The 15,396-nt window shown below is 47.0% G+C and carries 14 protein-coding genes; 2 read left to right on the top strand and 12 right to left on the bottom strand.

All coding sequences use genetic code 11. The features are described from left to right. Nucleotides 1-206: 206 nt before the first annotated feature. From BUB37_RS13500 to rsgA, 4 genes are all read right to left on the bottom strand, one after another. Nucleotides 207-2,192 carry a transglutaminase domain-containing protein gene (locus tag BUB37_RS13500; RefSeq protein ID WP_072994355.1) on the bottom strand — a complete coding sequence of 662 codons (1,986 nt, stop codon included), beginning with the start codon at nt 2,190-2,192 and terminating at the stop codon, nt 207-209. Next, nucleotides 2,189-4,099, bottom strand: coding sequence for a DUF3857 domain-containing protein (locus tag BUB37_RS13495; protein WP_072994354.1), 1,911 nt, complete (start codon nt 4,097-4,099; stop codon nt 2,189-2,191). Before BUB37_RS13495 ends, BUB37_RS13500 begins: the two co-directional genes overlap by 4 nt. A gap of 82 nt (nt 4,100-4,181) precedes the next feature. Then, nucleotides 4,182-4,634, bottom strand: coding sequence for a D-aminoacyl-tRNA deacylase (gene dtd, locus BUB37_RS13490; RefSeq protein ID WP_072994353.1), 453 nt, complete (start codon nt 4,632-4,634; stop codon nt 4,182-4,184). Between the two features lie 26 nt (nt 4,635-4,660). Further along, a complete protein-coding gene (gene rsgA / locus BUB37_RS13485) occupies nt 4,661-5,614 on the bottom strand; it encodes a ribosome small subunit-dependent GTPase A (RefSeq protein ID WP_072994352.1) in 954 nt (317 codons plus the stop codon). A gap of 167 nt (nt 5,615-5,781) precedes the next feature. Between rsgA and BUB37_RS13480 the strand changes: the two genes are divergently transcribed. Then, entirely contained in the window at nt 5,782-6,225 is a 444-nt protein-coding gene (locus BUB37_RS13480; protein WP_072994351.1) for a hypothetical protein, read from the top strand. A gap of 98 nt (nt 6,226-6,323) precedes the next feature. Here BUB37_RS13480 and BUB37_RS13475 read toward each other — a convergent pair whose 3' ends face one another. From BUB37_RS13475 to BUB37_RS13460, 4 genes are all read right to left on the bottom strand, one after another. Then, nucleotides 6,324-7,406: a bifunctional 3-deoxy-7-phosphoheptulonate synthase/chorismate mutase type II gene (locus BUB37_RS13475; RefSeq protein WP_072994350.1), complete on the bottom strand. Its 1,083-nt coding sequence runs from the start codon at nt 7,404-7,406 to the stop codon at nt 6,324-6,326. Between the two features lie 160 nt (nt 7,407-7,566). Next, the gene (locus tag BUB37_RS13470) at nt 7,567-8,430 is read right to left on the bottom strand and encodes a prephenate dehydrogenase (RefSeq protein WP_072994349.1); all 864 of its coding nucleotides are present in this window, start codon (nt 8,428-8,430) and stop codon (nt 7,567-7,569) included. Between the two features lie 18 nt (nt 8,431-8,448). Beyond that, a complete protein-coding gene (locus BUB37_RS13465) occupies nt 8,449-9,597 on the bottom strand; it encodes a pyridoxal phosphate-dependent aminotransferase (RefSeq protein ID WP_072994348.1) in 1,149 nt (382 codons plus the stop codon). Continuing rightward, nucleotides 9,594-10,421: a prephenate dehydratase gene (locus tag BUB37_RS13460; RefSeq protein ID WP_072994347.1), complete on the bottom strand. Its 828-nt coding sequence runs from the start codon at nt 10,419-10,421 to the stop codon at nt 9,594-9,596. Before BUB37_RS13460 ends, BUB37_RS13465 begins: the two co-directional genes overlap by 4 nt. 354 nt (nt 10,422-10,775) lie before the next feature. Here BUB37_RS13460 and gldA point away from each other — a divergent pair, with 354 nt between their 5' ends. Continuing rightward, nucleotides 10,776-11,687 carry a gliding motility-associated ABC transporter ATP-binding subunit GldA gene (gene gldA, locus BUB37_RS13455; protein ID WP_072994346.1) on the top strand — a complete coding sequence of 304 codons (912 nt, stop codon included), beginning with the start codon at nt 10,776-10,778 and terminating at the stop codon, nt 11,685-11,687. A gap of 4 nt (nt 11,688-11,691) precedes the next feature. Here the strand turns inward: gldA and BUB37_RS13450 are convergent, their stop codons facing one another. From BUB37_RS13450 to BUB37_RS13435, 4 genes are all read right to left on the bottom strand, one after another. Continuing rightward, complete coding sequence (locus tag BUB37_RS13450) at nt 11,692-12,162, bottom strand: hypothetical protein (RefSeq protein WP_072994345.1); 471 nt, start codon at nt 12,160-12,162, stop codon at nt 11,692-11,694. Nucleotides 12,163-12,270: 108 nt separating this feature from the next. Beyond that, a complete protein-coding gene (locus BUB37_RS13445) occupies nt 12,271-13,383 on the bottom strand; it encodes a serine hydrolase domain-containing protein (RefSeq protein ID WP_072994344.1) in 1,113 nt (370 codons plus the stop codon). A gap of 43 nt (nt 13,384-13,426) precedes the next feature. Next, complete coding sequence (locus BUB37_RS13440; protein WP_094766732.1) at nt 13,427-14,260, bottom strand: head GIN domain-containing protein; 834 nt, start codon at nt 14,258-14,260, stop codon at nt 13,427-13,429. Further along, nucleotides 14,257-15,351 (bottom strand): acyloxyacyl hydrolase, encoded by a 1,095-nt coding sequence (locus BUB37_RS13435; protein WP_072994343.1) that lies wholly within the window; start codon nt 15,349-15,351, stop codon nt 14,257-14,259. Before BUB37_RS13435 ends, BUB37_RS13440 begins: the two co-directional genes overlap by 4 nt. Nucleotides 15,352-15,396 lie beyond the last annotated feature (45 nt).

The following is a 15,396-nucleotide window of genomic DNA, read 5'->3' as shown; positions in this document are numbered from 1 at the left end:
ATCACCCCATTATAATTGCCCTTGCTAAAAACCACCAGGCCTTGGGCATAACCGATTCCCGAAAAAGAGAAGCGGAAGCCAGGGCAAGCAGGTCTAGAGTTTAAGAAAGGATTTGACCTGTCCTTGGAACACATGTTGAAGTTGCACCTATATCCCGGACAAATACCGCCCCTCTTAAATGGTAGCGTTTTCGGGATGGTCAGCGATCATTTGTTTCCCGTTGAGCCGGTGTCCCGACCATTGGCCGCCTTTGCCAGAACCACTTGTTCCAATCCCTTTATGATAACTTGATTGTAATATTCCTTAAGGTCCAAATAGTTGACCGCCGAAATGATTTCACTATTTATATCGAAGATCGTGGATAATTGGATTTTATTGCCCATATGCCGGATCACGTATTTATACTTCCCCAAATTGTCGGGTAGGTTCATCACAATGTTCTTGGGAAGCGATTCTACCACATACCCTTCGGGCAGGGTAATTTCGACCATATACCGGTCTTGAAAAGGAAACCCGTAATCGATCGGATATTCGCGCTTTTCGAGTTTAAAAGGGTTTTCCTCCTTCCTTAAAAAGGCCAAGGGATAAAAGTAGATCTTATCGTTTATGATATCGGCGCCGTTTTCCATTTCGTATGTAAAGGATTCGGTAACATTCCCTTCATAGCCAGCCGCATTTTTTACCTCGTATCCGGAAATTTCGATATTCGAAAGTTTACGCTCGAGGTCATTCAAGAACTCATCTTCTTCTTTCTCCTTATATCTTTCGCGGAATTGATATGCGGAATGATGGGTCAATCTAGATTGGTAGCTTCCCTCAATGGTGCCATCCGCACCGACAACCACCTTGAGCAAATGCATGTTGTCGGCCTTTTTGGGGGCGATACGGCCGATGTGCTTCCACACCTTATTGGGGTTATCGACCAATAGGCCGCCCCAGTTATAGTCCCTGATGGGCAATAGGTTGACGTCGCTGAACTCTTCGGTAGCATCCATATAATAATCCTTGCCGTTGATCGTGGCATGGGCTATGACATAGTTCAACCGGTCCAGTGTAGGAAAAAGGGGAATGGCGTTGTCCTTGGTGCTCAATATTACCGGATTGGCCTTTATACCCGCATACCTGAGCATAGCGACCAAAAGGAGGTTGATATCGGCCACATTACCCTTTTTTTCCTTGAGTGTGGTCTTTATACCGTTCTGAAAGGATTTTCCATCGACCCCGTTCCACGTAATCTGCTCCTTTACATACTTAAAAAGCAGTTTTAAGATTTCCAATTGATTCGTTTTGCCCTGCAACAAGGGGTCGAGTTCATTTTTAAAGGAGCGGGTCTTGTCCAATTCGTTCTTGTAATCGCTCGAACTTCCTATGGTCTTTGCCACGTCTCCCCAACTTTGGGAATAACTTTTGTAAACCGTTCCTGGAATATCGACAGAGACAAGTTCGAACAGGGCCCCTGAGCGATAATTGTCGATATTGTCGACATAACTTTCGGCCTTCAGGGCCGGAATATCCTTTAGGTCGAATCGGGTTACGACCACATCCATACCCAGACGATTGTCCATTTTTTTTTCGGTACTGGGCGTAAAGAATATAAAGCCCTTGTGGGTCTGCTTAAAATTAAACCCCTCGGGAGTTCTTAACTCGGCTTCCAAACGTTTGATGGGAATATCGCGTTGAAAGCGAAACTCGTCGATGTTCCAAATGAACGGTGAATTTATCCTATACATAAATTCAATGACCGACCCCTCCTTTACATTGGGCATGGTAAACTTTACCTGATCGTAGCTATAGCTATACTCGTTTTCAAAAATCTGGTCCTTGTCAAGTTCCGACTTTACGACCTTATCGTTTACCAAGTTGTAGGTAAACGCCTTGATCTTACCGACCGTTTCGCGTGCCGATTTTCCCTTGTACAGGTGGATCGTTTCCGTGGCGTGCCCGAAGCCGTTTTTCGAATACAGTTTTATGCGTTCGTGCACCTCTGTAATGAGCCTGGCCCCGCCGCCACTGGATTGCAGGTAGGTATTCTGGCTCCTATAAAGCACCGCTGCCTCGGCATCGGGGTCAAGCTCGTATTTTTCTTCCAGCAGTTCCTCTTTGCTTATTTCCCCGAACTCTACTTCCTGGGCCTGTAAGACTGCAATTAAAAACAAGGGGATTACCGACAGTATATTCTTGATTCGTGTCATAACATGGGTTTTACTACTACTTTGGCGTTGTCATATTTTGAAACGTTCTTTAAAAAATCTCGAAACCGGTCGTACTCGGTATTGGGATACATACCCGATTTGACCAGCAGTTTTCTTTTAAGCCTTATGCTTCCGTCAAGTAGCTCAAAGGCAAGGTCATACCTACCGTACTTGTTTTCGATTGAAATGGACTCGGGCATGGCCTCGATGGCATATCCTTCGGGAATACCGATGGTTATTTCATCTTCGTCCATAAAGCCCCGTTGTATTTCAAAGGGAAGCCGACGGTTCCTATAGCGGACAGGAACGAAACCGTACTTATTGAAGGCATTGGCGGCGAAGATCAACCTATCCCCACTTTTGGAAGCATAATGGGCGGCGTCAACGGACAAGTGTTCTGTAAAATGCACTTGGTCTTGGTCGTTTTCAAATCGATAGGAACCTATGGTCAGATTATTGACGTAATTCCAATAGTCTTTATAGTGCTCCTTCACCTTATCGTCCGACCGCTCGGCCAAGGTAAATCGATCGTCGTATTGAATCCCATAGGTATCGATCCTCACATCTCCCTCTATACTCCCGTCGACCTGTAACCTGTACGATGCCTTGGTCAGTTGATAGTTCTGTTCGTCAAGATATGCCGGTGTCGAAACGATCTCGCCCCCATCGGGCTTGATGACAAAGGCCTTTCTGTTGTCGGTAAAGTCGCCGACAAATCCGAAAGGATGCACCGACGAAGTACAGTCGATCCAATAATAGCGACCCTTATAGGGGATGGCCAAGATAACGTGGTTACCTTGGGCCAGATCGGCAAATTCCTCATCGAAATCCACCTGCTCCCTGCCCGCTTCGACATGCACGTAATAGGCTTCTACCCCCACTGCTTTCAAAAGGGCCTTAGTGTAGTTTGAAAGCCCCTTGCAATCTCCGTACTTAACACGGTCTACATCGATTGCGCTTATGGGCCGCATACCGCCTATACCCACCTGAACACTGATATAGCGTGTATTCTCCTGTACGTATTTGTAAATAATCTTGGCTTTTTCCAGGTCATCCTCTACCCCATCGACCAATTTTTTCACCTTTGATACGGTCGCTACGGGAAGTTCATCCCTTCCGCGTAACAGGTTGTCCGACATCCAAACGCCCAGATCGTTCCAGTCGTTAATGGTTGCATCGTAACCTTCATAGTGGAAATTGACCGGCCTGATCCGTATCTGCGGCACCAACTTAAAAAAGGAAGGGCACATCCCCTCTTCCTTGATCGCTTCCACATTTTTGGCCTGGAACAGGATACTGTTATTGTTTTCCTCTTTAAAGATTTCGACACCTTCTAGGTTGATTTCCTTCGTCAAAGGCTTTAAATCGGGTGTTGCGAAATTGATTTTGATGGAACTGTTCTCGGTACTCACCCTAAAATCTTCCAAAAATTGCCAAGACGCCGGCAGTTCGCCCGTATTCTTGGTTGATACCTCATAGGTAAATTCCAAGGTATAGGGATAGTTAATGGGGGTATAGGGGTAGTATTTCACTCGGGAATCGGAATAAAGCGTGCCGCCATCCACGGCACTTACATCCTTAAAGTTTTTTTCCCTAATCCTTTCGATTTGGTCGCCGGCAGCATTGTATACCCGTGCCTCAATATTTTTCACCCTACGCCCATTGTCGTATCCTACAAAGGCCACGGCGTATTTATCACCCGATTCATTTAATACGGTGACGACCTTCTTTCGCTTGATGACCATACTTTTTTGGGAAAGGAGGTCTACGACCATCTCATCCTGTCGAATTACCGCGTCGGCATTCCTGGTCAAACTTCCATCCAATAAAAGTGAACTGTAATTCGGGTCTTGTGAGATAGCACCTAGTACGTTGAATAACAAGAGAAGTAAGAAAAATAAGCGCATTGATGTGGTATGGTTGGTCTTTGGTCAACAACAAAACACCTATTTTTCCTACATAATTCCATAAATTTTCGACAAAATGCCCTTATTCTTTGTTCTTTGTATCGAAGACAATGGTCACCGGCCCATCGTTCAACAAGTCGACTTTCATATCGGCCCCGAAAATACCGGTTCCCACTTTTTTGCCCAGATCGGCCTCGATCTGTTGTACGAAGCCTTCGTAAAGGGGTACGGCCACGTCGGGTTTGGCGGCCTTGATATACGAGGGACGATTGCCCTTTTTGGTCGAGGCATGAAGGGTAAACTGGCTGACGACAATGGCCCCACCATCGATATCGATCAACGATTCGTTCATCACCCCTTGGGCATCGTTGAATATCCTCAGGTTGCATATCTTTCGAGACAGCCATTTGATGTCCTCCTGGCCATCGGCCTCTTCTATACCCAGAAGTATCAGAAGTCCCTTTTCTATTTCCGAGATTTTTTTTCCATCTACCGTTACGCTGGCCCTCGCCACCCGTTGAATTACTGCGCGCATATGATACTGTTGTCGAAAAAGATGAATTATTTTTTGTTATCGTGAATGTCGACCCTATAGTTATCTTCATCACCGGTTACCATCTGTACGTAACTCCGGTACCTGCTCCATGCGACCTCTTCCTTCTCCAAAGCCTCCTTGACCGCGCATTTGGGTTCGTCGATATGCAGGCAGTTGTTGAACTTGCAATCTCCCTTTAGGGCAAAAAATTCGGGAAAGTAATCCCCGATTTCCTCCTTCTCCATATCAACGATACCGAAACCCTTGATTCCCGGGGTATCGATAATCCTCGCACCAAAACCCAAATCGTACATTTCGGCAAAGGTAGTGGTGTGCTGTCCTTGCAAATGCTGTTCCGATATTTCGGCCGTCTTCAACTGCAGCTGGGGTTCAAGGGCATTGACCAAGGTAGATTTCCCCGCCCCCGAATGCCCGGCAAACATGCTGGTCTTACCTGTCATCAGTTCTTTCACCTTATCCACGTTCTTGCCCGTCTTGGCCGAAATGCCGATACAGGTATAGCCTACCTTGCGATAGAGGGCGGCCAGGTATTTTATCTCTGCCAATTCCTCTTCGTTATAGGTATCGATTTTGTTGAACAACAAGACCACCGGTACTTCGTATGCCTCCGCCGTTGCCAAAAAGCGGTCAATAAAAATGGTGTAGGTAGTGGGGTTGTTCAAGGTGACCAAAAGAAAGACCTGATCGAGGTTCGCCGCAATAATATGGGTCTGTTTCGAAAGGTTGACCGACTTGCGAACGATGTAATTCGCACGGTCCCTTATTTCGTGGATAACGCCGACCGCATCGTCGCCCACTTTCTCCACATCAAATTCCACTTGATCGCCAACGGCAATGGGGTTGGTGCTTTTAATGCCCCGTATGCGAAACTTACCTTTTATTCGGCACTCATAAAACCCACCATTTTGCGCCTTAACGGTGTACCAACTGCCAGTAGATTTGTATACGGTTCCTAACATTTACTTCATTTAGGCTACAAAGAAAAGCAATACTTTTATATAAAGCGACTTATAAGGTTACGGGACTGCCCATGAATGCCCCCCGAAAAACGCGACACCCCAAAAAACGAGGCAACCCCTCGGGTCGCCGATTGTCTTTAATGCAAATTTTAATCCCATATTTAAAAATGAAAAACATCCTTTTAACCACCGTCTTGGCCCTTGCGGCCCTTGGCCAATCAGAGGCCCAACAATTTAAAGTGATAACCAGCGTCGAATCGATCGTACCCAGTGGTATGGGAAGGTCGAGGATAATCGACGCGCGCGAAGACAAGAATTACGAGGAGTTCACCTCTGAGCAAACGGAGGACGACAACACCCGCAACAAGTCGAAACGCGGGGAGATACGCGTCAAAAACTTCGAGGAAACCAAGCTCTTGAACTTTTACAACATCGCCGGCATACGCTTTCAGAACATTGCGGCGAACGATGCGGTCATCTCGTCAAAACTTACCGACATGGCCGCAGAGGGCTGGGAGCTAGTGTTTGTCACCAGTGCGGTTGAGGCCGATGCGGGCCAAAATGACGGACAGGGTATCTTTATAACCCGCTATGTATTTAGGAGGGATTGATCCCTCCTTTTTACCGTCACAATCAAAAAGAAGCGATCTGGTAGGGCTGTTCCCCGCCAGATCGCTTCTTCGGTATAATACAAGAGTCCGCGAGTCGATTATCCTTTGATAATTTTCTCTTGGTGGTTGATCGATTCTTGGTGTATCGCCTTGAACACTTTCAACACAAACTCTTCGCTGAGCCCTTGTGATTCGCCTTCCAAGATCATGGCTCCCAAAATCTGGTTCCATCTGTTCGATTGGAGTACGGCCACGTTCTTTTCCTTTTTAAGGGCCCCAATGCTATCGGAAATCTTCATCCGTTTGCCCATGGTCTCGATCAACTGGCCATCGAGTATATCGATCTGTGCCCGCAAGTTGTTCAATTTGGAATTGTACTCGGCCTCGCTGTCGCTTTCCTTTCTTATTCTCAAATCCCTCATGATCTGCACCAGGCTGTCAGGGGTTACCTGCTGGGCGGCGTCGCTCCACGCATTGTCGGGATCGTGGTGCGTTTCGATCATCAACCCGTCGAAATTAAGGTCCAACGCGGTTTGCGACACATCGAAAATCATATCGCGCTTACCGGTGATGTGCGATGGATCGTTGATGATGGGCAAATCGGGAAAACGGGTCTGCAGGTCAATGGCCAACTGCCATTCGGGTATGTTGCGGTATTTGGTCTTGGCATAGGTAGAGAACCCTCTATGGATCACCCCAAGGTTTTTGATATTGGCGGTGGCCAAACGCTCAACGGCACCCAACCACAACGATAGATCCGGATTCACCGGGTTTTTGATCAAGACCACCTTATCGGTTCCTTCGAGGGCATCGGCGATTTCCTGAACGATAAAGGGGCTCACCGTAGACCGGGCACCGATCCACAATAGGTCGACATCGTGCTCAAGGGCCAATTCGACATGGGCCCTGTTGGCCACTTCGGTAGCCGTCCTCATTCCGGTTTCCTCCTTGACGCGTTGCAGCCATTTAAGGCCCAAGGCCCCTACCCCTTCAAAGTTCCCGGGTCGGGTACGGGGTTTCCAAATACCGGCGCGGTAGTAATTTACATCGGTATCTTTCAAACTATGGGCAATGCCCAATACCTGCTCTTCGGTCTCCGCACTACATGGCCCGGCAATGACCAATGGATGATCCAAGCCTAGGTCATCCAACCATTTTCTCATTTCTTTGTTGTTTTCCATTGTTTCGATTTTTCTGCGATAAAAGACAGAAAGGTTACTAAAAAATGCTCAGAGCTCTTCTCCTTATCCTTTTTGACTTTATATTTTCCTACTGTTACTATTTATTATTGATAATTGTTAATTGCTAATTGCTAATTGTTCATTGCTAATTGCTTATTGTTCATTGCTTATTGTTCAAGGGTATTCCGTTCAAAATTTCCCTGATCTTGTTGGTATCGTTCATTTCCTTATAGATCCCCTCGTAATCATCGTTCTTCAACAACTCCATAAATTCTTGAAGGTTTTGGATATACTCTTCGAGGGTCTCCACGACATTTTCCTTGTTGTGCCTAAAAATGGGGGTCCACATGGCCGGCGAACTCTTGGCCAGCCTTACGGTACTCTCAAAACCACTTCCCGCCATGTCAAAAATATCACGTTCGTTCTTCTCTTTATCGATAACCGTCTTTCCCAACATAAATGAGCTGATGTGTGACAAATGCGACACATAGGCAATGTGCTTGTCGTGTGCCTTCGGATTCATATACCGGATACGCATCCCCATTTCCCGAAAAAGCTCCAAGGCCCTTTCCTGGAGTTTAAAGGCCGTTTTTTCGACCTCGCAAATAATATTGGTCTTGCCCTCATACAAATTTTCGATTGCGGCCGAAGGGCCCGAAAACTCGGTTCCCGCAATGGGGTGTGCCGCCAAAAAGTTCCGCCTCTTCCCATGGTTTTCCACCACCTTACAGATCAAGCTCTTGGTCGAGCCGCCGTCGAAGACCAGGCAGTCGTCGTTTACGAGATCGAGAATTTTGGGAAGTTGTTCGACCATAACATCTACGGGAATGGTCACGATAACCATATCGGCTTCCCCCAATCGGTCGTAACCGGCCTTCTTATCTATAAGGCCAAGCTCCAAGGCTTGGTCTAAATGATCTTCGTTCACATCAATACCAAACAGGGTGGTATGGGGCCGCAAACGCCTAATGTCCTTTGCAAAAGACCCCCCGATCAAACCAACACCTACAACGAATACGTTCATAATACCTAGACTTCTCCTTTATTCAAATCGACTTATTGCTTCCTTAATCTTATCTTCCGCCACACAAAGCGAGAAGCGTATATACCCCTCTCCGTTACTACCGAAAATGGTTCCGGGGGTGATGAATATATTCTTGTCGTACAATACCTCATCTATAAAATCCTCGGCACCCTTGCTTCCCTGTGGCAACTTGGCCCACACGAACATACCTACCGCTTTTCTATCGTAGGTACAGTTTAACTTATCGGCCAGCTCGAAGATCAAATTTCTTCGAGATCCATACACCTCTTTTAGCGAATCGAACCAAGCCTTATCGCTCTTCAAGGCGGTAATCGCCCCCTTTTGGATGCCATAGAACATTCCCGAATCCATATTGCTCTTCACCTTAAGAACGGCATTGATGTGCTCGGCACTTCCCAAGACCATACCTACGCGCCACCCGGCCATATTAAAGGTCTTGCTCAATGAATTCAGTTCAAGGGCCACGTCCTTTGCCCCTTCAACGGCCAAAATGCTCGACGGCGCATCGTTGAGCACGAAGCTGTACGGGTTGTCGTTCACCAAAAGAATATCCTTTTCCTTGGCAAAGGCCACGAGCTCTTCGAACTGCGACAAACTTGCCGTAGCCCCCGTTGGCATATGCGGATAGCATACCCACATGATTTTTACATTCGACAGGTCGCTCTGGCGAAGGGCATCGATATCGGGAAACCATCCGCCTTCGGCATTGAGGTTATAGTATTTTACTTCCGCACCTACCAACTTGGTTACCGAGGTATAGGTCGGGTAACCGGGGTTCGGAACAAGTGCGACATCCCCTTCGTTCAAAAAGGCCATACTGATGTGCATAATACCTTCCTTAGACCCCATTAAGGGTAAAATTTCGTTGACGGGATCGGCATCCACCCGAAATTTATCGCGGTAGAAGCCTGCAATGGCCTCGCGCAATTCGGGCAGGCCTTGATAGCTCTGGTACTGGTGCGCGCCCTCTTCCCATACCGCATTCTGTATGCTTTCTATAATTTCCTTGGACGGGGCCAGATCAGGACTCCCGATACCCATATTGATAATGGGCCGGCCCTGGGCCATAAGTCCGCGTACCTCCCTAAGCTTTTTAGAGAAGTAATATTCTTCTACCGTATGTAAACGATTTGCCGTATGTATCATATCCTGGCATTTTTATATTCGCCCAAAACCTTGAAATCCTCTGCCATGATGTTCAAAAGCGATTTCGACTTCTCAAAATATTCATATTCCTCAAAAGTGACATCGACAAAGAAGGCATACTTCCAAGGGGTCTCGATTATGGGCAGTGACTGTATTTTTGTTAAATTCAATCGGCAATCACTCATCACGTTAAGCACAGCGGCCAAGCTTCCACGCTTATGGCCGGTAACAAACCGTACCGAAGCCTTGTTGATTTCCGACTTGGGCAGCTCTTTGTTTTTAGTCTTTACAATGATAAAGCGGGTTGCATTATTTTTAATGGTCTGAATCTCCGGCGCTACGATGTTCAAATCATAAAGTTCGGCGGCAACCCTCGGGGCGATGGCCGCCACGTTCTTTAATTTTTGCTCTTGAATGCACTTGGCGGTCTCGGCCGTATCTACATCTTCCACCATTTTAATTTGAGGATAGTCCTTAAAAAACTCCTTGCATTGCAGCAAGGCCATGGGGTGCGACCTTACCTCCTCTATATCTTCGATTCCCTGCCCTTTCAAGACCATTAAGTTATGGTTGATGTTCAAGTAATGTTCCCCGATTATATGCAGGTTATTGTGGTATACCAAGGCATAATTAGGGATAATCGAGCCCGCAATCGAGTTTTCGATTGCCATAACCCCCACATCGGCGGTTTTATCCAACAGCCTATCTACAAGAAAATCGAAAGACATACACTCTACCAATTGACTATCGTCTTCAAAGTACTCTTTGGCTACTTGGTGGTGATTAGAGCCTTTGATTCCCTGTATGGCTATTTTCAAATTCATGGTTTAATTAAAAATCTATATTCTTTAAACAAAAAAAAGTCCCGTTTTTCACGGGACTTTTACATAATATCTTGGCTTCAATATTCTATAACGGTCCCATACCTCTTTTAAAAAAGAAGTAGAAATAAAAACCGTTAAAGAAATATTGGTTTGACATTGTACACTTAAACTTCGGCTAAAGTAACAATTATATTTAAAAATCAAATTGTCTAACCTTATTTTTTTGCCCCAAAATTTTAAACCCTTTATAATTTACTGGAGATATTGCCTATTTTTGAACTGGCTAGGTGATACCCACAGCCGTACTTTTTTAGCTAAAACCCGGTAACCGAACCTACTTAAATCCCAAAATGCATGTCAATAGTCGTCAAGAACATTTCAAAGACCTTCGGTATACAAAAAGCCCTATCCGATATTTCATTCGAACTTAAAAAAGGTGAAATCGTGGGTTTTCTGGGGCCGAACGGGGCCGGAAAATCTACCATGATGAAAATCTTGACCACCTACCATCAGGCCGATGAAGGTAAAGCCTTGGTAAATAGCTTTGACGTGTCGACACAGAAAAAGGAGGTTCAAAAGAGCATTGGGTATCTGCCCGAGCACAATCCGCTTTACCTGGAGATGTACGTTAAGGAATACCTTGCGTTCAATGCCGATGTTTACCATACGGACAAAAAAAGAATCGAGGAGGTTATAGAAAAGACGGGATTGTCTCCCGAGGCCCATAAAAAAATCGGTCAGCTCTCCAAAGGGTACCGGCAGCGGGTCGGACTTGCGGCCGCCATATTGCACGACCCCGATGTGCTGATCCTCGATGAGCCCACCACGGGCCTCGACCCCAACCAATTGGTGGAAATACGCAGGTTGATCAAGGAAATCGGCAAGGAAAAGACCATTTTGCTTTCTACCCACATCATGAAGGAGGTAGAGGCCGTTTGTGATCGGGTATTGATCATCAACCAAGGGGTTTTGGTTGCCGACAAGCGAATGGACGATTTACGGGAAGAAGACGAGCAGATCATCGAGGTGGAGTTCGATTACCGGGTAGAAGAAGCCTTTTTACAAGGCCTGCCCCATGTTAAGCACGTTAAGAACTCAGGTGGCTTTGTATATGAGATTACCTTTGGCACCTCTACCGACATGCGTCCATCGGTCTTCGATTTTGCCCACGACAACAATCTCAAAACCCTTCAGCTGAGCAGAAAGAACAAAAACCTGGAAAGTTTGTTTTCAGAGTTGACCTCCAAAGCAAGCCAGGCACAGTAGTTTCCTAAAACTTTAAGGCCAGTCCTACACCGTTTTCGTTGGAGGTCGGCACCAATCGAAACGAAGTTTCTTTTTCGAGGCTCTCGTTGTAATTTAAAATGGCCTGCTTCTTGTTCTTCAACGCGCAATGGTAGAAGACCGAACCCACCAAGCCCGTAGCGGCAAAGGCGATTACGGGTCCCGTGACCGGTTTGTGATCCGCCTCGTTGACGATAAACCAAATTCCCGATCCGAAGTTAAGGGCGGCCACGCCCATACCGGCCAAAAGGCTTTTCTTCGATTTCTGCCAGTGTAATTGCGACACTTGGCTGTCTGACATAATTTTGTCGATTTCCTTCCAGGTCAATTTTTCCTTGTCTTGGTAAAACTCGGGGCCCCACATCCCTTGAAAAGAGGTAATCTCTTGGGCCATCGCACCCTGGCCAAAGGCCGTTAACATTGTCAGGGAGAGTATAATCAGTCGTATCCTTTTCATGGCTCTGTCTTTTGTTTAAAGTTAGTCAATACCGGCTAAACAAACCTGCCCAAAAATCGTTTCGGTTACTTTTAAGTTTAAAGGAACACACATTTACGAGGCCCGTGCTCAATCGGTCGCCATGATCAAGGCATCGACCACGGCGTTCAGCTCGTCCTGTACCTTGGGGTCGGTACAATTGATCAGAATCGAAAAGACCATCCCTTGGTCGGGATAGACATAGAAGTTGGAATACCCGCCCACGCCATTGCCCACATGCCCGTAATAAGGCCTGCCCTTGGCATCAATGCTAACCTCCCAGCCCAAGCCGTAATAAGTAGATTTTCCGTTGACGCTTTGGGCCGATAGAAACTGCCCCCTGGTGTTTTTCGACAGTATGCTACCTTCGAGATAGGCCTGCCCCAATCGGGCGATATCGGCGGAGGTAGAGAGGTAGCCGCCCCCGGCCAACTTATAGTGGTTGTTAACCCGTAAGGCATCCCTAAAACCCGACCTGTTCTTTGAATAGTAGTGGGTCCTGTTCAATTTGGGTTGCTCGCGTTTTGCTTCTTCGAAGTACCTATCAATACTATTTTCCCTGTTCGGTGCAAAGGTGTGCCGCATGCCCAAAGGCTTCAGCACCCGTTCTTCCACATAGGTCTCGAATGCCATGCCGCTGGCCTCCTGCATGGCCAAGGAGACCAAGACCCAATCAAAACTGTTGTACAGGTATCCGGTACCAGGTTCGAACAAGAGGTCGTCGTTCTCGAACAGCACCGTACCCTCTTTTATCGAATAGGCTTGGTCAAGGCCGTATTCCATTCCTTGGTACCCACGGATACCTGCGGTATGGCCGGCCAACTGACGGATGGTAAAATCCCATTTCTTTCGGGGGTAATAGGGCACGTAATCGTAAAAAGAGGCATCGAGGTCAATTATCCCATCCTCGACCATTACCCCCAATGCCGTCGCCGATATGGGTTTCGATACACTGGCGATCCTAAAAACGCTATACTTGGGATCGACCCTGACCTTTGTTTCCATTTCGGCATGGCCATATCCCTTTTGGTAGAACACCTGCCCCTTTTTCAATACGGTAATGGCGAGCCCCGGCACCCTTTTTTCATTCACCAGCCCCAACAACAGGTCATCTGCCAAGGCCATTCCCTTCAGCTCTTTACTTTCGCCCATTACCCTTTTCTTGGCAAAAAGGTGGTTAAGGTATTTTTGAATCGGGTTCATACGGATCTATTCTCGGCCTTCTATCCCGTAAAGATATCGGACCTTATTCAAACAGCAGCCGCCCCTTGTAGATTTCTTCGACTTCGACCACATCGGGCCTGTTTTTGGCGATCACATCGCCCGTACCGCGAATGGTGCCCCGGATCGACACCCGAGGGTTTACGAACATGTCGTTCGATCCCCGATGGTTAAGGGTAATGTTTTGGGCCAACAGCTCCCCGGCCTCGATCCTGGAATCGCCTGCAGCGATGTTCAGGCTAAGGTCCGTCACATTTCCGCCCAGCTTAAAATAGGCTATACCATTGACCAACACACTTAAACTCCCCGAAGCCACCTGTAGGTCGAACTCCCCATCGGTGGTTTCCGATTCGGGGTTAATAAAACTTTCCGATATCAAGGCAAGCTTATCGTAAGACAAGACCCCGTCGCTCTCGATACTTAACCCCGTACTGCTCCTGATTTCCGAAATATTCGGCGCGGTTACGTAGACCGTGGTCAGGCCGTAGTCCCTAAAATAGTTGCAATCGTTGGTATCGCGCAACAGCAAACGCCCGTCTTCGACCACGGCACTCACCTCGTCCCTAAGAAATTCACCGGTCTCTATTTCCACCTTTTGCACATCGCCCTGTTTTACCACCAACGATACGTTCTCGAAAACGGTAATTTTGTCAAAGTCGGCAACCACAACTTCCTCCCGAAGCAGGTTCCCCGAATTTTGCAGGCAATCGGGCGCCGATTCATTATTGCACGCAACAAGGATCAAAAACGCCCCCAATACAGCGGTCGCCAGCGACCTACCCGACCAAAGGGGACTATACTTGGCGGCATTGCCTAAGTTGTTGTCTTGCTTCCTCAATTTTACCTGTCGATATTTCATAAGCGCACCCCTATTCCGAATTCGACCGCCTCTGCGGCGGCACCGTGTGATTTTAAGCTTACAACACCAAAAACCCTATCCCCAAAATAGCGTTTTAAGCTAAAACGGTTGTATACCCTACCCTCAAAATCGTAAGGGTAGTACACATAATAGCCCAATTGCGTCTCTACGGACAGTCTGTTGATAAAGAGCTCATGGCCTATAAAAATGCCCGTACGTTTGTAATCGGTATCGGCATCGATGTTGTTCTCGGGAAAGGAAATGGACTGGTAGCGAATCAGCTCCTTTAAAAAATTGCTGAAGAACACGTCGGTTCCCAACTGCAGGGCGCTCTTTCTCCCCAAGCGTTTGTCCGCATAGGCCGAAAAGATATAAAAAGGGTATTGACCGTGGCCGATGTTATCGCTTTCGTTCACTCCTCCCCGAAAAACAAGATTGAACCTGACGGGCTCGGTAACCTGTACCTTCTCCCCTGTTATAAATTCCGTTGGGCCTCCATCGAGGGTATAGACCACACCGGCATTAAGGGCCAAGGTGTTGGTCGAGGTATTGGGCGCCTTAACATTGGCATTTGAATAATGGACGAGCATAAGGCCGAGCTTAAGCCCCAAATTTTTATAAATCTGCTCTTTGTGGTAATTGAACATCAAAAAGGTAGAGCTCAACAAACGCGACCCATAGGCATTGTTCCTAAAATTAACATCCCTGTCGTAGGGATTGGTCGCATAGGATACCCCTTGCCCGATACGCAATTGGAGGTTCCTCCTCAGAAAATAAAAATTGAAATGGGCGTACAGACCGTAATTATCGCCGAGCGTCCCGTTATGTGAATTTTGATAGATAAAGGAGGCCCCCAAATCGGGGTAGTTGTACCATTGCTGCCAATCTTCCGAACCGAAGGTCTTTCGGTTGTAGCCCAAGACCACCCCTGTGGGGTGTTCGGCAATCAAATGCGATATATCGGGGTTGTGCAAAATGATGGACCCATAAAACGCACTGGCGTCAAAACTGTAGCTATGGGCGCTTTTGCCCTCTTGCGAGAAAACACAATACGCCGAAAAAAACAAAAGCAGAAATAACCTCAGGTTCATGGCAGGCAAAGGTAAGTACCTCCTTCGAAATAGAAAGCCCCGCTG

Origin of the sequence: Pseudozobellia thermophila (assembly GCF_900141855.1) — a bacterium.
Classification (GTDB): Bacteria; Bacteroidota; Bacteroidia; order Flavobacteriales; family Flavobacteriaceae; genus Pseudozobellia; species Pseudozobellia thermophila.
The sequence above is the reverse complement of the archived record's forward strand: the minus strand, read 5'-3'. Positions and strand labels throughout refer to the sequence as shown.